This is a genomic window from Dyadobacter sp. 676 (assembly GCF_040448675.1).
GTDB lineage: Bacteria > Bacteroidota > Bacteroidia > Cytophagales > Spirosomataceae > Dyadobacter.
On record NZ_CP159289.1, the window covers coordinates 6110340 to 6131994 of the forward strand.

General features: G+C 52.9%; 14 protein-coding genes and 1 pseudogene. 11 read left to right on the forward strand and 4 right to left on the reverse strand.

Annotation, left to right across the window (positions count from 1 at the left end):
* Positions 1-87 precede the first annotated feature (87 nt).
* The gene (locus tag ABV298_RS26825) at positions 88-2541 is read left to right on the forward strand and encodes a TonB-dependent receptor (protein WP_353719214.1); all 2454 of its coding nucleotides are present in this window, start codon (positions 88-90) and stop codon (positions 2539-2541) included.
* Positions 2542-2544: 3 nt separating this feature from the next.
* On the opposite strand, the gene ABV298_RS26830 is transcribed toward ABV298_RS26825, so the two are convergent.
* Positions 2545-4764: a S41 family peptidase gene (locus ABV298_RS26830; protein ID WP_353719215.1), complete on the reverse strand. Its 2220-nt coding sequence runs from the start codon at positions 4762-4764 to the stop codon at positions 2545-2547.
* Between the two features lie 308 nt (positions 4765-5072).
* On the opposite strand from ABV298_RS26830, the gene ABV298_RS26835 reads away from it, so the two are divergent.
* The 3 genes from ABV298_RS26835 to ABV298_RS26845 all read left to right on the forward strand — a co-directional run bounded on the left by ABV298_RS26835 (position 5073) and on the right by ABV298_RS26845 (position 9225).
* Positions 5073-7586, forward strand: coding sequence for a phosphocholine-specific phospholipase C (locus tag ABV298_RS26835; RefSeq protein ID WP_353719216.1), 2514 nt, complete (start codon positions 5073-5075; stop codon positions 7584-7586).
* A gap of 38 nt (positions 7587-7624) precedes the next feature.
* Positions 7625-8095: a hypothetical protein gene (locus ABV298_RS26840; RefSeq protein ID WP_353719217.1), complete on the forward strand. Its 471-nt coding sequence runs from the start codon at positions 7625-7627 to the stop codon at positions 8093-8095.
* A gap of 224 nt (positions 8096-8319) precedes the next feature.
* Positions 8320-9225: a TIM barrel protein gene (locus ABV298_RS26845; protein WP_353719218.1), complete on the forward strand. Its 906-nt coding sequence runs from the start codon at positions 8320-8322 to the stop codon at positions 9223-9225.
* Between the two features lie 157 nt (positions 9226-9382).
* Here the strand turns inward: ABV298_RS26845 and ABV298_RS26850 are convergent, their stop codons facing one another.
* Complete coding sequence (locus ABV298_RS26850) at positions 9383-11764, reverse strand: outer membrane beta-barrel family protein (protein WP_353719219.1); 2382 nt, start codon at positions 11762-11764, stop codon at positions 9383-9385.
* Between the two features lie 100 nt (positions 11765-11864).
* Positions 11865-12935: a helix-turn-helix domain-containing protein gene (locus ABV298_RS26855; protein WP_353719220.1), complete on the reverse strand. Its 1071-nt coding sequence runs from the start codon at positions 12933-12935 to the stop codon at positions 11865-11867.
* 203 nt (positions 12936-13138) lie between these two features.
* Between ABV298_RS26855 and ABV298_RS26860 the strand changes: the two are divergent.
* The 7 genes and pseudogenes from ABV298_RS26860 (at position 13139) to ABV298_RS26890 (ending at position 20791) form a co-directional block, all read left to right on the forward strand.
* Positions 13139-13478: pseudogene (locus ABV298_RS26860) on the forward strand (helix-turn-helix transcriptional regulator).
* A 1-nt stretch (position 13479) separates the two neighbouring features.
* Complete coding sequence (locus ABV298_RS26865; RefSeq protein ID WP_353719221.1) at positions 13480-16089, forward strand: ABC transporter permease; 2610 nt, start codon at positions 13480-13482, stop codon at positions 16087-16089.
* A 125-nt stretch (positions 16090-16214) separates the two neighbouring features.
* Positions 16215-17252, forward strand: a complete 1038-nt coding sequence (locus ABV298_RS26870; protein WP_353719222.1) for an LLM class flavin-dependent oxidoreductase — start codon at positions 16215-16217, stop codon at positions 17250-17252.
* Positions 17253-17374: 122 nt separating this feature from the next.
* Positions 17375-17797: an SRPBCC family protein gene (locus ABV298_RS26875; protein WP_353719223.1), complete on the forward strand. Its 423-nt coding sequence runs from the start codon at positions 17375-17377 to the stop codon at positions 17795-17797.
* Positions 17798-17957: 160 nt separating this feature from the next.
* Positions 17958-19058, forward strand: a complete 1101-nt coding sequence (locus ABV298_RS26880; protein WP_353719224.1) for a histidine kinase — start codon at positions 17958-17960, stop codon at positions 19056-19058.
* Positions 19055-19822, forward strand: coding sequence for a LytTR family DNA-binding domain-containing protein (locus ABV298_RS26885; RefSeq protein WP_353719225.1), 768 nt, complete (start codon positions 19055-19057; stop codon positions 19820-19822). Before ABV298_RS26880 ends, ABV298_RS26885 begins: the two co-directional genes overlap by 4 nt.
* A gap of 231 nt (positions 19823-20053) precedes the next feature.
* On the forward strand, positions 20054-20791 hold the full coding sequence (locus ABV298_RS26890; protein ID WP_353719226.1) for an AraC family transcriptional regulator: 738 nt from the start codon (positions 20054-20056) through the stop codon (positions 20789-20791).
* A gap of 2 nt (positions 20792-20793) precedes the next feature.
* Here ABV298_RS26890 and ABV298_RS26895 read toward each other — a convergent pair whose 3' ends face one another.
* On the reverse strand, positions 20794-21585 hold the full coding sequence (locus ABV298_RS26895; protein ID WP_353719227.1) for an AraC family transcriptional regulator: 792 nt from the start codon (positions 21583-21585) through the stop codon (positions 20794-20796).
* Positions 21586-21655: the final 70 nt, after the last annotated feature.

Genomic DNA, 21655 nt, shown 5'->3' on the forward strand with positions numbered 1-21655 from the left:
TTCGGACGGAAAGTACAAAAGTCTACTGATCTTGTAGGGTTATTTTTGCGACATCGCTCAACACCATGAATGCGGCGCGTTAGCCCTATGAAACCCTTTTTATCTCTTGCATTTTTCTTTTGCTGGTTGGCATCGGCCATAGCTCAGGGCCAGCCGGCGGTCATCGGCAAAGTTATCGATCGGCAGTCGGGGCAGGCGTTGCCTTACGCGTCGGTCGCATTGTCCCGTTCCGCCGATTCCACACTGTTGAGCGGCGTTTTGACGGATGAAAAGGGTGGTTTCCGCTTCGAAAAACTCGAAGCCGGTGCCTATTACCTGGAAGTGCAATACATCGGTTACCGGCGTGCGCGGGTGTCGCTGCCCGCACTTGCCGGTGCGACGACGGAGCTGCCGCCCGTTGCCATGCAACCCGACGGCCGGGTGCTGAATGCTGTGGAAGTGACAGGCAACCGGGAAGTTATGGAAAATCGCATCGACAGGCAGGTGTACCGCGCCGGGCAGTTCCTGGGAAGCCAGGGAGGGACGGCTGTGGACGTGCTGAAAAACACCCCTTCGGTGACGGTCAATAGTGAGGGCGACATTACGCTGCGCGGCTCGACCGGCTTCCTCGTGCTCGTGAACGGCAAGCCCGTGCAGACCGACCCTTCGATTATATTAAACCAGATTCCGGCGAATACTATTGAAAATGTGGAGATCATAACCAGTCCCTCGGCACGTTTCGACCCGGACGGGAAATCGGGTATTATTAACATTACCACCAAAACCGCCGATAAAAACAGCCAGAGCCTGATCGTGAATATGCAGGCCGGATTGCCTTCTGTCCATACCTACCATAATCTGAAAAATCCCCGGCGTTTCGGCGGCGACGCGGCCTGGGGCATGAAGGCAGGTAAATGGGAAGTGAACCTGAGCGGCAATTACCTCCGCAACGACCTTACCGGCCGGAGGGTGGGGGATGTGAATACGATGATCGAAGACGTTTTTACGTCCTTTCCATCCGACGGCGAGCGGAGCTTCAAGCGGTACAACTACACGGCGCGGGCTTCGGTCAGCTTCGCAGCCGACCCATCGAACGTGATTTCGGCAGGTTTTTATAAAGGATACCGTTTCCAGTCGAGGCGGGCCGATTTGGTGTACAATAATACCAAAACAGATCTCGAAACAGGGCAGAACGTGGGCAGGATTACCTATTTCAATTCCAATATCGCGCAGAAAACGGCCGATGTAATGTCGGGTAACCTGGATTACCTGCACCGCTTCGCAAACAAATCGGAGCTGACGCTTTCGGGGCTGACCGAATCGGCGGAGCTGGACGGGCTCACGACAAATGTCAACCTGTCGGAGCCGGGCAGAACCCGCGCGCTGCAAAATACACGTAACCCGAGCGGGAACCCGCTGAACGCATACCGGTTACAAGCCGACTACGTTGTTCCGATTGGCAAAGGGAAACTGGAAACCGGTTACCAATACCGGAACCAGGCACAGAAAGGTACATTTCAATATCTTGACCAGAATCTCGAAACCGGCGAATTTGTGCTGGTGCCGCAGTTTTCAAGCCGGACACGCCTGATCAACCACATCCACTCGATGTACGGCCAGTATAGCGGAAAATCGGGGAAGCTGGAATATTCGGGTGGATTGCGTTATGAATATGCGACCCGCCGGTTTACCGCCGAAGGTACCGGCACGCGCAACCTCGATTTGTCCAATTTCTTTCCTTCGGCACAATTGCAATACCAGTTTGCCAAGGGCTGGCGCGGGAAGGCCGGCTACACGCGCCGGGTGCAGCGCACGACCAATAACGAGCTGAACCCATTTCCCGAGCGCGAGCATTCCGAAACGCTCGAATCAGGGGATCCGGACATTCTGCCTGAATTTATCGGGCAGGCCGAAGCGGGCGTCGTGCGGGAGTTTGCAAAGGGGAGTGCTTTTCTGACGTTCTATAATCAGCGTATCAAAAACGTGGTCAACCGGGTCAACAGCGTATACAATGATACGATCGTTAACCGCATTTACACCAATGCCGGCCTGGCTACCTCCTGGGGGGTGGAAGTCGGCGGGAATGCGAACCTGACCAAATGGTGGCAGCTTTACGCGGGCGCGAACCTGTACCGGTATGCGATCGAGGGAGGGCTTTTCCGAAATACTGTGGTGGTGAATACGTCCAGCGTGGTGTATTCCCTGAATGCCAATACGACCTTCAAAATCGCCCCGGCTTTGCAGGTGCAGTGGGCGATCAGTTACCTGTCGAAAAGGGTGACGGCGCAGGGTGAGGACTCGCGGTTTGTGAACCCGTCGTTGTCCGTCAAAAGGACATTCCTGAAAGGTAAGCTGGCCGCGACGTTGCAATGGCAGAACATGGACCTGGGCATCGTGGGCGCCAACCGGCAGCGCATTACCACCTGGGGCAAAGATTTTTATACAACCACCAATTACATCCAGGAAACCGATATTTTCCTGATTAACCTGAGTTATAATCTAAACCAGCTCACCCGGAAAGCCAAACTCCCGTCCAGCGAATTCGGCGAACGGGAGTTTTAAAAATTACATTCCGCTGATCAGTTGCACGGCTTTCTCTAGCGGCTCGTCACGTCCGTCGGCAATGCCCTTAATCGTCGGCCTGACCTCGATTTGCGGTACGATTCCTACCTGCTGGGTTTCGCGGCCGTCGGGGTAATAAATACCGATGCCGCTAATGCCTGTGCGAAGGCCGCCGGGAAGTACTATGGGCGAAACATTGCCGTCGGCACCGGCGGTAGTGCTGCCGATCACCGTCACATTCGGTGCGGCAGAAAATGCCATCGTCGTGTATTCCGATTGGCTCAGCGTGTTTTCGTTCACAATCACGATCACTTTGCCTTTGTAGTAGTCTGCATTGGTTTTGCCCAGTTTCAGCTCGGGCGACCAGGTGAATATTCCGGGTGTTTTGGGTTTGCCAATGGTGAATTTGACGAACGGTCTAGCTTCGGGCAGCAGCATCGGGCAGAACGAAAACACCATGAAATCGGACGGGTAGCATCGCATATCCACTACCACACCCTTACTTTCAAGTATCTTCGGCGTCAGGGCAGGTAGATAACTATTTTTGAATTTTCCCGGGAAAACATAGGCGATGTCAGGACGGATCATTTTAAAGCAAGTGTCCTTCTTGTTGTAATTGGCATAAATATTGACTTTATCGCGAGAGTAAAGTGGAATGTTGGCCTTTTGTATTTTTCCATCCCTGCTGAAAGTGACCGCCACGGCCGGGTCGTTACTACGAAGCAAGTTCGGGGCCATGGTTTTCAATTGCACAACGGCATTCGAAGCGGGTGTGTAAGGCTTCTGTTCGGCGACCACCTGCGCGACCGGCCTGCCGTTAATTGTTTCAATCACGTCTCCTGGTTTCAAACCGGTTTGTTCACCCAGCTGTGCGTTGTAATAATCGACTACCACCGGTTTATTTTCAACGAACCTCAGTTCGACCGGCGCGTAATTTTTGCCGAAATGCCTGTCCAGCGCGTCATGATTGCCGTAAAGGTTCGCATGGGTGTCTTTCACGCGCGCGATAAGCGCGAGAGCGGCAAGCTTGTATTCCGTTTCGTCGGCCGCCATGACGAATTTGGGTACAAATTCCTTCAATACAGCGTACCAGTCTTCCCGAATGAGCGGTTTGTACGGAAAGAAATACTCGATCATATTCCAGTATCGAAACAACGAAAGCAGCCTGAAACCGGCGTCGGGGTAGGCCATTTCCTTATATGGATTTTCATTTTTAAAATCGGGATTGCCGACATTGGCATACGAGGCGATGTAATATTGGTCGTCCGTACGCTCGGCCCGGCGTATCGAATCCAGTCGCACTGATAATCCTTTGCCCGAAGTACCGATCCACGCCAGATTCGGCTTTATAACCGCATTGGCTGGAACCGGTTCGGCGGAAAGCGCTTTGATCGCCCCGAACTTGTCCATCCATTTGATCAGCACGCGCTGCCGTTCGGTGTCGTTTTGTGCGGCCATATAGGGCGCGGCCACGCGGAACAATTCATAATCCATATTGAAATTACCCTCCGCTACGGCCGGGTGATGGTATTTGACAAATCCCCATATCCTGCCGAGTTTCGCGACATTTTCGCACTGCTCCGTGGAAAGCGGATAACCCGGGCCGATCGCGAGCTTCGAACCGCCATCGAACGCTTTGTCGAGCGCGGCGGGAAATTCTCTTCTGGGCGGCGCCTCCATGAAGGGCTTTCCGTCTATCAGCAGTTCGAACTGGTCGGCCCAGAGGGTTCCCTGACCAACGAGCAATGCGCCGATGTGGATGTTTTCCGCGCTGGCCGGATAGGGAAGCTTGATGCTGTATTGCGCCCAGTCCCGGGTCCCGTGCAGTTTTTCGGATTGCATATTGCTGAACTGCAGCGTGCCCGATTTTCCGTCGATCCGCAACATAAGGCCCACCCAGCCTTTTTCGACGTTGGCGAACTTCATATATCCTTTCAGTTCGATTTGCTTACCGCTGTAATCTGCCGGAATCGTATTGGCCGCGCAGCCAAACTGGATATTGTCCATCGAGGACGGAGATTGGATACGCAACGCGGCTCTGCCAGTGTATTTTTCCGTCGTGTCGGTTGTGAGAACATAGCCTTTTCCCCATTCGGCCCAGGGACGCGGTAGCCCCGGCGTCACAGGTGTTTGCTCGAAATCGAGGTTAAACCCGGCGGATCGTTGTGCAATGGAGGCCGACATGCAAAGCAGGCAGAGGAGTGTTAACGGCAGGTATCGCATGAGTAGTTTTTTTGTTTGTAAGAGAAGGGTTACTAATGGTAATACTGTAACCGAATAATAAAATAATGTTACCTGACGATGAAATAAAACCGCGGTGCGCCGGTTCACAAGCCAATGCACCATAAATGCATTCAATACGGTTTTGGAAGGTTTTGCAGGCAATCGAAAAAAATCAGCATGAGGTAACCGGCTTATGGGGCGTTTCTCGCGGGATTTCTTAACACTTCCATAACCACCGGCCGGCCGGCATACCAGTATTTTTGCCGCCGGATATACTTGTACATTACCAACCACCCAACCCTAAACCCATGGATTCAAGAAGAGATTTTATTAAAAAGGCGGCGATGGTGGCCGGCGGGGCGGGCGTCGCCAGCCTGTTCCCGGAATCGGTGCAACGGGCAATGGCGATCACTCCCGACCCGGGCACCACTTACCTCGACGCCGAGCATGTGGTGATCCTGATGCAGGAAAACCGGTCGTTCGATCACAGTTACGGCAAGTTGCGGGGTGTCCGCGGCTTCAACGACCCCCGCGCCATCGATTTGCCCAATAAAAACAAAGTATGGCTTCAAACCGACCTGAAAGGTAATACTTACGCCCCGTTCAGGCTGGATATCAAAAACACCAAAGCGACGTGGATGCACGATCTCCCGCATTCGCGCGAATCGCAGGTGGACGCTTATAATGGGGGGAAATATGACAAATGGCTGACTTCCAAGCGATCGGGGCACAAGGAGTATGCCGAAATGCCGCTCACGCTCGGCTACTACGACCGCGAGGACATCCCGTTCTACTATGCATTGGCTGATGCATTCACCATTTGTGACCAGAACTTCTGCTCATCCATGACACCCACGCATCCGAACCGCTATTACCTGTGGTCGGGGACGATCCGCGAGAAGCCGGATATGGATTCGCTGGCGGTGGTACGAAACAGCTATTTTTCCATCAATAAGCCGGTAAAATGGAAGACATTCCCCGAGCGTATGCAGGAGGCCGGCATCAGCTGGAAGTTTTACCAGAACGAAATCGGTGCCGTAATGCAATTCCATCCGGGGAAGGGCTCGTGGCTCAGCAATTTCGGTTGCAACCCGCTGGAGCGGTACGCGCAGTACAGGGTGAAGTTCTCGCCGGATTTTACCCGTTACGCGCAAGCGGAAGTCGCGAGGATTAAAAAGGATTTGCCTGCCCTGGACGACAAAATCCAGGCTGCCACAGGTGCGGAAAAAGACAAACTGATCAAGAGCCGCGAGCAGCGGCATGCTTTGCTCGAACGACTGGAAACCGACCTAGCGGAGTATAGCGGGGAGAATTTTAAAAAATTGCCGGTGTTCGAACAGGAACTCCACCGCAATGCGTTCGTGACCAACCGCAACGATCCGGAATACCTCGAGCTGACTTCCCTGACGTACACGGAGGGTGACCGGACCCGGAAGCTCGACATGCCTAAAAGCGACATTTTCTACCAGTTCCGCAAGGATGTAAACGAAGGGAAGCTTCCGGCGGTTTCATACCTGGCCGCGCCTCAGAACTTTTCCGATCATCCGTCGGCACCGTGGTACGGGGCATGGTACATTTCCGAAACGCTCGATATCCTGACCCGGAATCCGGAAGTATGGAAGAAAACGATATTCATTCTTTGCTATGACGAAAACGACGGGTATTATGACCATATTCCGCCTTTTTCGATCCCTGACCCGCTCAAACCAGGTTCGGGAAAGGTGTCGGAGGGAATCGATATCAAAGCCGAATACGTACCGCTCGAACAGGACGAAAGCCAGGTGCCGAAGGCGAATGCGCGGGGCGGGGCGATCGGCCTGGGCTTCCGGGTGCCACTGGTGATCGCGTCGCCGTGGTCGCGGGGCGGGAAGGTGTGCTCGCAGGTGTTCGACCATACTTCCATTATTCAGTTCCTGGAAGAATTCACGAGCCACAAAGCCAAGAAGACGGTCAGGGAAACGAACATAACCGAATGGCGGCGGACGGTCTGCGGCAATATCAGCTCGGTGTTCCAACCTTTCGACGCATCGGCGTACAGGAAACCGCAGCCGGTGAACCGGGAGGAGATTCTTACCACCATTCACAAAGCCCAGTTCAGGGACCTGCCTGCGAATTTCAAGGCATTAACCGCCGTGGAGATCGGTAAAATCAATGCGAACCCGGCAGAATCGCCTTTCCTGCCCAGACAGGAGCCGGGCACAAGGCCGTCGTGCGCCATTCCGTATGAACTGTACGCCGATGGCGCGCTCTCACCGGATAAAACTTCGTTCGAAATCCGGTTGCATGCGGCCAATAAGGTTTTTGGTCCCAGGTCGGCCGGTGCGCCGTTTATCATTTACGCGATGAATCCCTATGAAGGCGAGGTGTTGCGGGTCTGGAACTACGCGGTAAGGGCGGGCGATACCCTGACGGAAAGTTTCAGGCTGGCCGGTTTCGGGGACGGGCAGTATCATCTGCGGGTTTACGGTCCGAACGGCTATTTCCGGGAGTTCGCAGGCAATGCGCTCGTACCGGACGTGGCGGTGCGCTGCGGTTATGTGCTGGATAAAAAAGGAAAGCCGACCGGCGACGTGGAACTTGTCGCGATCAACAAGGATAAAAAGCCTGTGGCGCTGAAAATAACCGACAATGCGTATGGACAAAAAAATATAGAACTGAAACTACCTATTGAGGGAACGGTAAAAACGGTCATTCGGGCGTCCCAAAGCGGTCAATGGTATGATTTCAGCGTGCATGGCGGTGCCGATAAGGCTGTTATGCGCTTTGCGGGGCATGTGGAAACAGGTAAGGAAAGTATCACCGACCCTTTTATGGCTCGGTAACCGTCTGGCTGCCGGAAGTTTACTGGGTCAGCGACTATGTGAACCCCCGTGATCCCGCGTCGGTCGGCTACGAGCAGTTCCGCCAGGTAACAGTGAATGCGCAGAACGAGATTTTCGTGGGCGGCGTGACGAGCAGCCGGGTGGTAAAGCTGGACCCCGACCTGAAAAATGTTCTGAAAGTATTCACAAAAAATGTGCACGCAGCCTGGGGTGTGCGGATGGACAAGGCCGGAGTACTTTACATCGCCAATTTCGCCCAGGAAAAAGGCCGCAACAGTGCTGTCGACAGCTTTGACATGCAGGGCCCGTTCGGGGTCACGGTCATTTATAACGAAGACGAAAGTACCTCACAAATGATGACGCTGCCGACCGGAGGAGCCAGTGTGACGCTCGCCAACGGACAGCCGCTGTACGGCAGCCAGCAAGGGCCTTTGGGGCGCACATTCAGGCCCTGCTATGGACCATTGATGCGCCTTACTTCGACGGCGCAGGCAATGTATGGGCGATGAACAACTGGAAACCGTCCGTTTACGTGGACGTCTAAAGATAATCCCGGCGGGGACGGCGTGGTGATATTTGTGGGGGTGGCGGAGCCGTCGTGAATGAGCCGCTGGGAACGGGTGAATGAGTGAATGGGCGGGCCGTTGTGGAATGGGGAATAGGAGACGAAATTTAGGGGATAATGCAGAGAAATCGCCGGATTTTGTCTTATTGGTAAAAGACTGATCCGGCGATGTTTAGAAAACTTGTTTCTGTTTGTTTTTTCCTGGTTGTTACAGTGTGTCCGAAGCTGGTTTGCGCTCAAAAAAATACGGGTACGGACAATATTTATGCGCGGGAAAACCTTATCGCCTGGTGTATTGTGCCGTTCGATTCGGAGGAACGGGACCCTGTGCAGCGGGCCGAAATGCTGAACAAGCTCGGCTTTACGATGCTCGCGTACGACTGGCGCGAAAAGCACGTTCCCGAATTCGACGCGGAACTTGAGGCGTTGAAAAAGCACCATATCAGATTACAGGCGTTCTGGTTCTATTCCGGCCCTAACCCCGAAAACGACAAGTACCTGCCCGTTATCCTCGATCTGCTGAAAAGGCACAACCTCAGGACGGAGATTTGGTGCATGATCGGCGGGATTAAGGATATGGATAAAATGACCCAGCAGCAAAAAGTCGAAGCCGTCGCCCGGCCGGTTGCCTACATTGCCGATAAGGCAGCGGAAATCGGCTGTACCGTAGGGCTTTACAACCACGGCGGCTGGTATGGAATGCCGGAAAATCAGCTGCAAGTAATAGACTACCTTAAACGGCCGAACATCGGCATCGTGTACAACCTGCACCATGCCGAAGGGGACATCGAACGATTTCCGGCTTTTTTTCCAAAAATCCTGCCGCATTTGATGGCTGTCAACCTGATGGGCCTGAAAAAAGGCAATCCCGTGAAAGTAGTGCCGATCGGCCAAGGCGATGCGGAAGCCGAAATGATCCGCATCATCCGCGATAGCGACTACCACGGCCCTGTCGGCATTATCAATGAAGAGACAGCACCCGACGCCGAGGTCGGGCTTATGATGAATGTCGATGGCCTGAAGAAAATTTTAAAGGAGCAGGGTGATAGCGGTGCGTTGAAAACGTATCGGTAGCTGGAAGGGGGAAGGAGAAGGGAGGAAGGATAAGGAAGTAAGGGAAGCGCGTTATTGCTGCATTTCCCTTACTTCGGCGTAGCCTTCGAATTCATAAATCGGGCAGCTTGCGCCAATGGTGGTGGCTTCGTTCAGGTTTTGACTATTTAATGTGCCGTCACCGCGCCCGGTTTTGCTCTGTTTCGCCGGTGGATTTACTGTTAAATGTAATTTTTCCCGAACGCCCGAAACGATAAGCGGCGCTTATGCCGAAGGAAGCGGTGGAATAGGTGCGGTGATAGTAAATATGGGTCGCCCCGACGCTGTATTTGCCATGAACATGGCTCTTATGGAAGACGTCGTTGGCCGTCAACCTGATTTTCAATGCGTTTTTCAGGAAATCTTTCTCTAATCCGACCGTAACCGTCGACCGGCTGAAATCGTTGTAAAGCCCCTGCGACCTTTCGCTAAGGTACCACGCCATTATTTGTATTTTGAATAAACGATTGATATCGAACGTATTGTTGGTGTACCCGTATAACTGTGGCCTGGGTTTCAGAATGGCAAACCCGTATTCATTATCGACAAGGTTGTTTCGACTAACGGTGAGCGTGTTCGTGGTGCTCCACCAACCCAGGTTGAACGTGGCGGACGCCGTAAGAAAAATCAAATGCTCCTCGGCCAGGTTGATCCCTTTGAGCACATAACTGTTAGGAGCGTTTCCGCGCAGGGCCGCGCCGCTGAGCTTGTCTTTCGTGTACGTATAGCCCGCACGGATATCGATCTGCTTGTATTGTAACCCCGCTTCAAAAGTATGGATCTTTTCAGGTTGCAGATTGGGATTGCCTTCGATGGTTGTGAATGGGTCCTGGTAAATAACGAACGGGTTCAATGCCTGGTAGCGGGGCCGGGTAATCCTGGAAATGTACGAAATGCGGCTTTGCAGACCGTTGGCGAAGCTTTTACTGATAAAAAGATTGGGAAAAGCATTGAAATAACTATCCCCGATTACCTGTCCGCCGCGGGCGGTGGTGTTGAGCGTATAGCTTGTGAACTCGCCCCGTACACCGAGGCCGAACCGCATGTTGCTCCCTGCGCTTCCCTGATAGTTCAAATAGGCGGCCGGGACTTTTTCACGGTAACGGAAGTTGCTGCTCAGCCCCGGATCGGGCACGAACGGGCCGTCCTTGGCAGAAACCATGAAATCGGTGCCCGAACCATTTTCCGCATAGCTGAACTTTGCACCGGTTTCGAGCTTATGACCGTTGCGGAACGTTTTGGTGTAGTCGAACTGGGTGCTGGAAATACTGATGCGGACGAGCACGTCATTCAGCAGGTTACGGTATCCGGTACTGTCGCCGGAGAGGCTGGTTTCGGCGATTCGGTCGTGTTGGTCGGTTCTGAAACGGGCATACTGGCTGCCAAAGAACAATGTGGAGCCAAGGGTATCCAGCGCGTGCTGGAAATTGAGGGTTATGGCATGGTTCCATCGTTTTTCGTCCTTAGCGACGCGACTCCGGTAGTGGCTTGTACCCAAAACGTCGGTAAGGGCATTGCTGCTGTTCTGACTGCCGCCGAGGCTGTTCAGGTTGCCTTTGTAAGTCAATGACAAATAACTGTTTTCTTTCAGGTTCAGCTGAGCGCCTGCACCAAGGTTGGAATAATTGCGCATTTTACGTTGCCAGTCTGTCGTGAGCTCCGAATGGAGGTAGTCCGAGGCGGCCGGACGGGTGCGGGTAGTGTAGAGCACCTCCCGGTCGTTGCCGGTTTCGAGGGCGTAATTGGCTTGAAACGACACTTTATTGTGCCTGTATTGAAGATCGGCCAGGGTATTGAGTTCGCTTCCGGCAAACCGTGTGTAGGCATATTGCTGGGTTACCGAGCCTGTCGTGCCGCCTTCGACGACCTGTTTCGTGATAATATTGATCACCGCTTTTCCCTCCGCGTCGTAGCGCGCCGATGGGTTGGGGATCACCTCCACGCGCACGATCCGGCTGACGGGAATGGCCGCCATTTGTTCATAAGTAATGGCCTGGCCGTTGAGAAAAATCAATGCTTCGCCGCGCCCGGCCACACCTGCGCGCCCTTCCGTAAAAATTATCCCCGGCGACCTTTCGAGGAGCTCCATGGCCGATGTGCTGCCGGCCAGAATGCTGCCGGTAACCTGTATTTCGGTGGTTCCGTTGCTGCCGTGTGTCACCAGGGGAGCCTGTCCGCGTACAGTTACGCCTGCGAGCGCCTGTACCTGCTCGCGCATAACGATATTCCCCAGGTCGATATGCGCATTGTCCCGGCGGGGGAGGACGATCAGCGTGTCGGCCAGGCCGATGCCGCTGAGCCGCAATGCTACCTGTGCGCGCTCGATGTTGCGGAAGGTAACAAGGCCGTCTTCGAATGGCGCGCCCTGTAAAACCGAGGAGTCGGGCAGGGATATCAGCCTGCCATAAACGGCCAGCGGTTGTTGGCTGGCATTCATTGCTTTTCCGGAAACCGAATAGCGGACTTGGGAAAAGACGGTGTGGGTAAGAAAAACAAGAATAATGATGCCCGGGAACTTCATGGCTGATGGATCTGGTTTGAGGCAAAAATCCAAAGCCGGGCTTTTTCGGAGGTATGTAAATGGCGAATCAGGAGTACTGATCTATAAATCCGTACTTTGATTAATTAGTAATAGGTTGATTAGCAGTTTGTTGAAATGAAGATGGTGTAGTGCCTCTGATCTTCTTGAATGCTGCAAAAAATGTCGATTTGGAATTGAAACCTACCTCGTAACCGATGGCTTCCAGGGTCAGGTGTTGCTCGGTGGCGATCATTTTGCATGCTTCGGCAATGCGCCATTCATTCACGTACGTCGTGAAATTCTTGCCAAGGCGTTCGTTGAGCAATGCGGAAAGCTGGTGGCCCGAAACCTGGATTTCCCGCGAAAGGTCATGGAGCTTCAAGTCCGGATTTTTATAAACAGCCTTTTCGGTCATTGCTTTTTCGAGCTTGCTCAGCCATAATTCCGCATCGCTTTCACTGAGTTTTTTCACGGCTGGCTTTTCGGGTAGCAGCAGGAACAGCTCGTCGGTCTTTTTCTTATAAATCACCAGCGTAATCATCAGGTAAAGGATCAGCGAAAAAGCAATGGAGCCGCTGATGTAGGAGGCGAATGGTGCATTCACCAGCGAGGAAAAATACAAAAGGAATATCAGCACATTGCCCAGGAAAATCATGGAAATCCAGGTCTCGGCCGGTTTCATCGTGTAGGAACGGCTGAATAATTTCCGCAACAAACCGCGGATAAGAATGCCCGACGCGAGCAGGAATCCAAACCATTCCAGATATATTACCCTCGCAATCACTTTATTCCACAGAACCGGATATTCCGGGTAGGGCACGGCGATGCCAACGCCCAGCGTAAGCGCCACCAGGAGCACCAGCGTCCAGGCCCAGCGTTTAGGCACCGTTTCGAGCGGTGTGACGGCGGAGCGCACGAAATAGTACAAAAACGGACCAATGAAAAAACAGGCCGAAAGTCCGATCTGCAAATAGATTTTGGGCAGTTTTCCATCGAAATACAGGCAAACCGACTTTGCAATGCGAACGCTGGATGCGAGCAGCATCGCACCGAGAAAATTGTTGGCGAGATATTTCTTTTGTGTAAAAAACAGCAGGAATATCCCGAGAAGCAACCCGTTGAACGCGCCTAGCGCGCTGAAAAAGAACAGGATCTCTTTGCCTATATTCATAAAACAGAACCGATTGTAACCCAAATGTAACTGATTGTTGCCCGCTTTTCAAGTAACTTTTAAGCGTTGTCCGGTTTGAAATCGTGAATGTTCGGAATCGGACAACATCGGATGGTAAAAACGCCTTCCAGGTGGCAGAAACATGGTTTCAGGGAGTCTGGCATGGCATTTGCGCGACATTATCGGAATAAATGCGCTAAGCTATGAAAAGAACGTTTTTAGGGGAATTGGAAGAGGTAGTGCTCCTGACTGTGGCGGTGTTGGAGGAAGACGCCTACGCCGTAACCGTGACGCAGGAGCTCGACCGGAAAACCGGTCGCTCGGTGGGGTTCAGCACGGTGCATACCACCTTGCAGCGGCTGGAAGAAAAAGGCTATTTGTCGTCGGAAATGGGCGGGGCGACAGCCGAACGCGGAGGACGGCGGAAGCGGTTTTTCCGCGTAACCGCCTTTGGCCGGAAAGCGTTGCGGGAGGCTAAGGAGGCCCGCGAAGCATTGTGGGGGGGCAATGTCGCCGCAAACGCTTCAACTGATGGGCAATTGATATGAATGCACACACGAAACCGCCGCGCTGGGCCACCTGGCTGCTCACGCGCTGGTCGCACCCCGACGCCCGGGAAGAACTGCAGGGCGATATGCTTGAAATGTATGCCTATTGGTTGCAAAGGCGCGGAAAGCCCGCAGCCGACCGAAAATATTGCCTGGTGGTAATCCGGCTGCTGCGGCCATTCGCCCGCCGGAGACGAACCGCCGATTATCCCGAAACCTATTCATTCAGTCCGGCCATGATCCAGAATTATTTTAAAATCGCATTCCGTAACCTGCTTAAAAGTAAAACATTTTCGGCTGTCAATATCATGGGCCTCGCCCTTGGAATGGCTTGCAGCCTGGCGATCCTGCTCTGGATTCGCGACGAACGCGGTGTGGACGCATTCCACGCCAATAAGGACCAGCTCTACCGCATTTATATGAGGGAGTATTTCAGCGGAAAGGTACAGGGCGTGATCTGGACGCCCGGTCCGCTGGCGGAGGAACTGAAAAAATCGGTACCTGAGATTGAAATGACCACGCCGTTTTCATGGACGGTCCCGCAAACTTTTTCCGTAGGTACTAAAACCCATAAACAGGCGACGAACTGGGCGAGCGGAGATTTTTTTAAGATGTTCAGCTTCAAACTCCTGCAAGGCACACCCGACGGAGCCCTGCGCGATCCCGGCAGCATTGCGATCTCGCGCAATATGGCCGAAGTGTTTTTCGGCAGTCCGGAGCAGGCCATCGGCAAAGCCATCCGCTACGATAACCGTAAGGAAATGACGGTAACCGCGGTTTTTGAGAACATTGGCACCAACAGCACCTTGCAGTTCGATTGCCTGATGACCTGGGACGCCTATATCGACGATAACGGCTGGGCGAAGGACTGGGGAAACACTGACCCACTAACGTTCTTTAAGCTCAGGAAAGACGCCGATCCTGCGAAAGTGGAGGCGAAAATGCGGCACCTGCTCGACAAGACCAACCGCGACGCGGGCAAGCCCTATAAAACGCAGCTCGCCATGCAGCCTTTTCACGAGTATTATCTCAACAGCAATATCAAGGACGCCAAAATGGACGGCGGGCGCATCGAGTACGTGCGGCTGTTCACTTTCGTAGCGGTGTTTATCCTGCTGATCGCCTGCATCAATTTTATGAATCTGGCCACGGCGCGTTCGACGCGACGTGCCAAAGAAGTGGGAGTCCGGAAAGTGGTAGGCGCGATGCGGTCGATGCTGGCGGGACAATTCATGGGCGAGGCGTTGCTCATTACGTTATTGTCGGCCGGGCTGGCGGTGTTGCTGGTGGCCTTGCTGCTGCCGTCATTCAACAGCCTCACCGGCAAGCAAATGGTGTTGCCCGTATCGGAACCGTCGTTCTGGGGCATTATCGCAGGTTTACTGATTGTGACGAGCCTGGTGGCGGGGAGTTACCCTGCGATGTTCCTGTCGTCGCTCAACCCGGTCCGAATTCTCAAAGGGGCCTTGAAGTCCGATTCAAGCTCTGGTTGGGTACGCCAGGGATTGGTGGTGTTTCAATTTGGCCTGTCGGTGATCCTGATAGTCGGAATGATCATCATTTACAGGCAAGTCGGTTTCGTTCAGAATAAAAACCTCGGTTTCGATCGTGAAAATCTGGTTTATTTCCCGATAGAGGGTGAATTGTTTAACAAATTCGACATTCTCAAAACCGAATTATCGCGGATTCCGGGTGTGAAGCACGTGTCGCACATGACTGCCACGCCGGCATCCAACGGTAATGGCACCGATGGGATTACATGGCCGGGCAGCGATCCGAACGACCAGGTCAGGTTTACGCCGGTTGGGGTGGGTTATGATTTTATCAAAACGATGGATCTGAAGATGGCCCTGGGCCGTGATTTTTCCAGGGATTTTCCAACCGATTCCTCCGGTGTGATCGTCAATGAAACCGCAGTGAAGGTCATGGGACTTAAAGAGCCGGTCGGCCGGGAGATCAAATGGGGGAAATCGAAGGTACATATTGTGGGCGTGCTGAAAGATTTCCACTTCCAGTCGCTGCATACCGCGATCCGTCCGCTGATCGCCTACCTTGGTGCGCGCCAGCCGTCCGGAAACGTCGTGATCCGAATCGAAGCCGGTAAAACGCCGGAGACGCTCGTGACAATCGGGAAAGTAACCAGAAAACTGAATCCCAACGTACCTTTTACCTATGCGTTTACCGACCAGGAATATGCGCGCCAATATCAGAGCGAGCAGATCGTGGGGAAACTGGCGGGTTACTTTGCCTTTCTGGCCATATTCATATCTTGTCTCGGTCTCTTCGGCCTGGCCGCATTTACAGCCGAGCAGCGCACGAAGGAAATCGGCGTCCGCAAGGTATTGGGGGCGTCCGTAGCGGGTATTGTGGCGCTGCTTTCAAGAGATTTCCTGAAACTCGTGGTGATGGCTATCGTACTGGCCTCGCCGGTTGCGTGGTATATTATGAAGCAATGGTTGCAGGGTTTTGCCTATCAGATCGACATAGAATGGTGGATGTTCGCCCTGGCCGGGGTTATCGCAGTATTGATTGCCGTGTTTACGATCAGCTTCCAGTCGATCAAAGCTGCTACGGCGAACCCGGTACGAAGCCTGCGGAGCGAATAGGGTGGGGCAGTATACTTTTGGATACCGGGTTGCCGGGCTGATTCCGGAATCTATATGCCATGTTGCTGGTTTTGTTTTCGATGCCATGAAAGGCATATGATAACAGAGACGAAAATCAGATAGAAATGGAAATAGGAATCAGTATGTTCGGGGACCTGGCTTTTAATAATGCCACCCGTTCTTTTCAATCGCCGCAGGAGCGCTTGCAGGATATGTTGGAGGAAATCAAGCTGGCCGACGAGGTGGGGCTGGATGTGTTCGGAATAGGCGAGCACCACCGGCCGGATTTCGCGGTGTCGGCACCGGAGATCATTCTCGCGGCAGCGGCCTCGGTCACCAAAAACATCAAATTGACCAGTTCGGTAACGGTATTGAGCTCCGCGGACCCTGTGCGCGTTTACCAGAACTTTTCGACGGTGGACCTTATTTCCGGCGGCCGCGCGGAGATTACCGTCGGGCGCGGCAGCTTTATCGAGTCGTTCCCGCTTTTTGGTTATGATCTGAATGATTACAATGCGCTGTTCGCCGAAAAGCTCCAATTGCTGAAAGAGATCAACGAAAACGACGTCATTACCTGGAAGGGCAAATTTCGCGCTACGCTCGACCGGCAGGAGGTATTGCCCAGAGCCGTAAATAACCACCTGGATATCTGGGTGGCGGTTGGAGGAACTCCGCAATCGGTGGTGCGCGCCGCGCGGTTGGGCCTTCCGTTGATTATCGCCATCATCGGCGGAATGCCTTCGCAGTTCAAACCGTTTTTCGAATTATATAAAACAGAATACATCGAAGCCGGCCACGACCCGGCTAACATGCGGCTCGCGACCCATTCGCACGGGCTTATCGGACTGGACGGAAAGGCATTGAGCGACCTGTATTTCCCTTCCTATGCCGCGCAAATGGACCGGATAGGCCGCAGCCGGGGGTGGGCGCCTTACACACGTGCGCAGTTCGAAGGAGGGCAGGGGCGCGAAGGCGCATTGTTCGTCGGGGAGCCTAACGCGGTAGTGGATAAGATCCTTTACCATCAGGAGATGTTCGGCCTTACACGCTTTCTGATGCATACGGACGTGGGTGCGCCTGCGCATAAGGACCTTATGAAATCGATCGAACTGCTCGGAACGCACGTCGCGCCGGCGGTTAAAAAGGCTCTTGCAGTTAGTTAATGGCGCTTTTGAGGCGGGCGACGCAAACGCACCCGCTTTTTGTCGCAACAGGCATCGCTCCGTTAAGGGGAAACCCGCCAAATTTGTAACATCAATCAATCACTAAAAAACACAAGGAACAAATGGAAGCGACAACACAACCTGTAACGATTCAAGCGATTGTAAATGCACCGATCGAGGAAGTATGGAACAAATTCAATGCCCCCGAGCATATTACGCAATGGTGTTTCGCCTCCGACGACTGGCACGCGCCTTATTCTGAAAACGATGTGCGCGTAGGCGGCAGCATCAAAACCACCATGGCCGCCAAAGACGGCAGTTTCAGCTTCGATTTTGGCGGTACTTACACCGAAGTGGAAGAAAACCGCTACCTGGCATATACGCTGGGCGACGGCCGCAAGGTTACTGTACTGTTCGAAAAAGATGGCGATGCTACGAAAGTGGTTGAGACGTTCGATCCGGAAAATACCCACCCGGTCGAGTTCCAGCAAGCCGGATGGCAGGCGATTCTTGACAATTTCAAGAAATATGCGGAAGGGAAATAAGCGGTAAATCAGCGGTAAATCAGCGAAATTTCCGTAGCGGCCCGGTTATTGGAATCGGGCCGCTTTTTTTGCCAGGCATCCGGTGTGGGGCCGGAATCAAAATAGTAGATCACAGTTAATGCGACTTTGTTTACTTTTGATGTTCTGAATTCGAAAGTAAATGCAATCCCCAATTTCATCCCGTCTTACGAGCCGCCAAAAATGGGAACTTGGTCTGGGCCTTGCGGTCATATACGTGCCGATACGCATTTATATGAACGTTTTGCAGATCGACATGCCGATTTTCTGGCATCGGCTGCCGCTATGGACGATGGAATTGCTGTTCAGCATTGCCTTCTTCATATTATGGATCAATGTGATCGAGGGTATGCAATACCTGACCTCCCGCTTCCTGGGAGAGGATTTTCCCGAGCGGTTCAGGGTTGTTAATCAGGCATTTATGCTATTCGTCGCGATCGCGCTCGCGATGGTGTTCAACCACTGGTACCGCTACCTCTGGCACTGGATGGAAGCTGTTTTCGACAAAAAGAGCTTCGACGTACTTCCTATCGTTCTGAACAACTCGCCGGTACTGAAACAGCGTGCCAACACGAGCATTACCGTAATGGCGTTGATGGCCGAGTATTACCTCGCCGCCAACAAGCGGGTGTACGAGCGCCTGCAACGCGTGGTGATCAACGAAGAACGCTTGCAGAAAGAGAACGCGACCGCCAATTTCAATGCATTGAAAAACCAGGTAAGCCCCCATTTTCTGTTCAACAATTTCAGTGTGCTGACCACCCTGGTCGAGACCAACCAGGAGCTTTCGGTGAAATTCATTAACCAGCTTTCGAAGGCTTACCGCTATATTCTGGAAAAATCGGTGTACGATTCCATCAAACTGGCGACGGAAGTGGAGTTCCTGGAAACTTACATGTTCCTGCTCATGATCCGGTTCGAAAGCAAACTGAACCTGGATATTCGCATTACCTGCCAGGAAAAGGAAAAATACTCGATTGTGCCGCTGACGTTGCAATTGCTTGTCGAGAATGCGGTGAAACATAACCGGATGTCGGCCAGTAACCCGCTGCTTATCACCATCGGGGTAGATGGCGATTACCTGGTGGTCAGCAACCCGATGCAGGTGCGCGAGTTGCCCGAATCGTCGACGCGGCTCGGTTTACAAAATATTGTCAACCGCTACAAGCTGCTGATCGACAAGCCAGTGATGGTAGATAAAACCAATGGCTGTTTTACCGTAAAAGTGCCGTTGCTTTCATGAATGTACTTATTATAGAAGACGAGTCGCTAAGCGCCAACCGGCTGGAAAGCCTGGTGAACAGGTATGATCCGAAAATCCGTGTGCTGGGAAAACTGTCGTCGGTCCGGGAAAGCATCCAGTGGCTGGGCGACAATGCCAATCCCCGGCCTGACCTGATTTTCATGGACCTGCACCTGGAAGACGACCTCGCATTCAAGATCATCGAGGAACTGAAACTGACCATTCCCATTATTTTTACAACCGCATACAGCGAATATACCCTCAAAGCATTCAAAGCCAACAGTATAGATTATTTGCTGAAACCGATCGATAAGTCCGAACTGACGGCGGCGATCGACAAATTCGTCGCATTGCATAAAAAGGACACTCCGGTGCCTGATTTTGCGGCGTTGATGGCCATGTACCAGGCCGGCAACGACGACGGTTATAAAGAGCGCTTCCTCGCCTCGGCCGGCCCGAAGCTTTTCAGCATCCGCACCACCGAGATCGCCTATTTTACCATCGAGCAAAAAGCCACTTTTCTGCGCACGTACGACGGGCAGCATCTGGCCATGGATTACAGCCTCGATAGGCTGGCCCAGATGCTCGACCCCAGGGAGTTTTTCCGTATCAACCGTTCGCTCATCATCGCATTGAACAGTATCCGCTCGATTTACACCGTTTCGGCTGGCAGGTTAAAACTCGAACTGACGCCGGCAACCTCGCAGGAGGTTTTCGTAAGCGGCGACCGCATGGCCGATTTCAAGCAATGGCTCGGTAAATAGCTTTGCTCCATTTCCTTCTTCCTCTTAAACCGGGCATTCGTCGGCCTAAATCCGGCATTGGGCACCTTTGATTTTCCTTTTTAACCATCGGTATACATCTTTGGTTGCTGACTGTGTTTTTGCGAAAACCAACAGCAAGTTGACCATAAACCTAAACCCTGATTTCCCAGGTGCCGTTAGGGGGCTCTTTGAGGGACCAGGGTGACTATTCCTAAACCCTTCTTCAATGTGATGAAAGAATTTAATATCGATCAAACCCTGAACCTGGTTAGCTGCGAAGCCCGCGAGCTTGAACAGTCATCCCGTTACGGCGGATTGTTTGGTATTGCCTTTGTCACAGAGGGGGAGGGTGTTTTATCCTGCGACGACGATTCGTGGCACTACGAAGAGCAGGCGATCTTTCTCCTTTCCCCCGGCCATTCCTTTCAGTTCAAGTCCTTTTACAGGACCAATTTGCTTACCATTTTCTTCGATCCGTTCCGCATCGCCGGGGCGGCGGATCCTTTCAACGGCTTCACAGGCATATTCCGCGCCGTGCGCGATTTATTTTCCGCACCGGGTTTCCCGCGGCATAAAGAGTTCAAAAGCGAAACCGACCGGCTGGCCGTTACCCAACTGTTGCGCCTGGTGGAAGCCGAACTGGGACATTTGCAGGACGGCAGCCGCGAACTGCTGGTCAGCTCGGTGGCATTGCTCGTGAATCTGGTGAAGCGGAATTTTTCCGAGGTGCAGCGTATCGATCCGGCGGCGTATTACAGCGAGGAAACCGACCGTGTTTTGAACGACGTCCGGAAAATGTTGCGGAAAAACGAGCATATGACCATCCAGGAAATTGCATCGGCGCTGAACACATCCCAATACAACCTGAATAAAATGGTCATTAAAGGTACCGGGGAGACCTTGAAGACGATTATTTCGAGATACCGCTCCGAGCTCTCGAAAGCTAGGCAGCTGGATTTGCAAATCTGACGTCATACCCCAGCCTTCAAAAGCCGGTTTGGCGAGGCGCCGAACTTTTTTTTGAAGGCAAAGGAGAAGTGGGACAAATCCTCAAACCCGACTTCCAGGTATACTTCCGAGGGCCTGCGGCCTAATGTTTCGATCTGAAACCGGGCTTCTGTCAACCGTTTTTCTATTAACCATTTACCCGGCGAGGTATGGAACACTTTCTTGAAATCTTCCTTGAAAACCGTCAGACTGCGCCCGGACAGGTAGCTGAACCGTTGCAGACTGACATTGAACCGGAAATTACGGTTCATGAAATCTTCGAGGTCGATTTTGCCCGGATCGCTGAAATCGAAGAGAACAGGCCCCAGGGCAGGGTTGGTTTTAAGAAGTACAAGCGTCAGTTCTCTGGTTTTGAGATTCATGAAATCATTTCTCTCCCGTCCTTCCAACTGCATGTAAGGCCGCATGGAATGCACAAAGCTTTCGAGCATCGGATGACGGTCCAAGTGAAGAATGGCGTCGGTCCCGCCCGGGCATTCGACCGCTTCGATGGTGTATTCCTCCCTGAAAAGCCGCAGAAACTCCTGCGTGAGGAATACCGCAACAGATTTGAACGGCCGCCCGGAAAGCTCGCCTTTGCGGTACCGGGCCAGATGGTTGCGCTTTACAAAGCAGTAGTCGCCCGCCCGCATCTCATACACCTTGTTCCCGTAGAAGACATTCATGAAGCCGGTTTCGAGGTATATGAAAATGTGATCGGGAATGAATTGCTCGTTTGAGATTGTAGGTTCGTAATGGCAAGGATAAATTTCCATAAAACTAATATAGGGATTTGCCGGACTATTGGCCAGGGCCGTCGGCGACTGGTCCGCCGACGGCCGCCTG

Excerpts from the sequence above, each read along its gene's own strand:
- ABV298_RS26825 (WP_353719214.1), top strand. The coding sequence starts at position 88 with ATGAAACCCTTTTTATCTCTTGCATTTTTCTTTTGCTGGTTGGCATCG.
- ABV298_RS26830 (WP_353719215.1), bottom strand. The coding sequence starts at position 4,764 with ATGCGATACCTGCCGTTAACACTCCTCTGCCTGCTTTGCATGTCGGCC.
- ABV298_RS26835 (WP_353719216.1), top strand. The coding sequence starts at position 5,073 with ATGGATTCAAGAAGAGATTTTATTAAAAAGGCGGCGATGGTGGCCGGC.
- ABV298_RS26845 (WP_353719218.1), top strand. The coding sequence starts at position 8,320 with ATGTTTAGAAAACTTGTTTCTGTTTGTTTTTTCCTGGTTGTTACAGTG.
- ABV298_RS26850 (WP_353719219.1), bottom strand. The coding sequence starts at position 11,764 with ATGAAGTTCCCGGGCATCATTATTCTTGTTTTTCTTACCCACACCGTC.
- ABV298_RS26855 (WP_353719220.1), bottom strand. The coding sequence starts at position 12,935 with ATGAATATAGGCAAAGAGATCCTGTTCTTTTTCAGCGCGCTAGGCGCG.
- ABV298_RS26865 (WP_353719221.1), top strand. The coding sequence starts at position 13,480 with ATGAATGCACACACGAAACCGCCGCGCTGGGCCACCTGGCTGCTCACG.
- ABV298_RS26870 (WP_353719222.1), top strand. The coding sequence starts at position 16,215 with ATGGAAATAGGAATCAGTATGTTCGGGGACCTGGCTTTTAATAATGCC.
- ABV298_RS26875 (WP_353719223.1), top strand. The coding sequence starts at position 17,375 with ATGGAAGCGACAACACAACCTGTAACGATTCAAGCGATTGTAAATGCA.
- ABV298_RS26880 (WP_353719224.1), top strand. The coding sequence starts at position 17,958 with ATGCAATCCCCAATTTCATCCCGTCTTACGAGCCGCCAAAAATGGGAA.
- ABV298_RS26885 (WP_353719225.1), top strand. The coding sequence starts at position 19,055 with ATGAATGTACTTATTATAGAAGACGAGTCGCTAAGCGCCAACCGGCTG.
- ABV298_RS26890 (WP_353719226.1), top strand. The coding sequence starts at position 20,054 with ATGAAAGAATTTAATATCGATCAAACCCTGAACCTGGTTAGCTGCGAA.
- ABV298_RS26895 (WP_353719227.1), bottom strand. The coding sequence starts at position 21,585 with ATGGAAATTTATCCTTGCCATTACGAACCTACAATCTCAAACGAGCAA.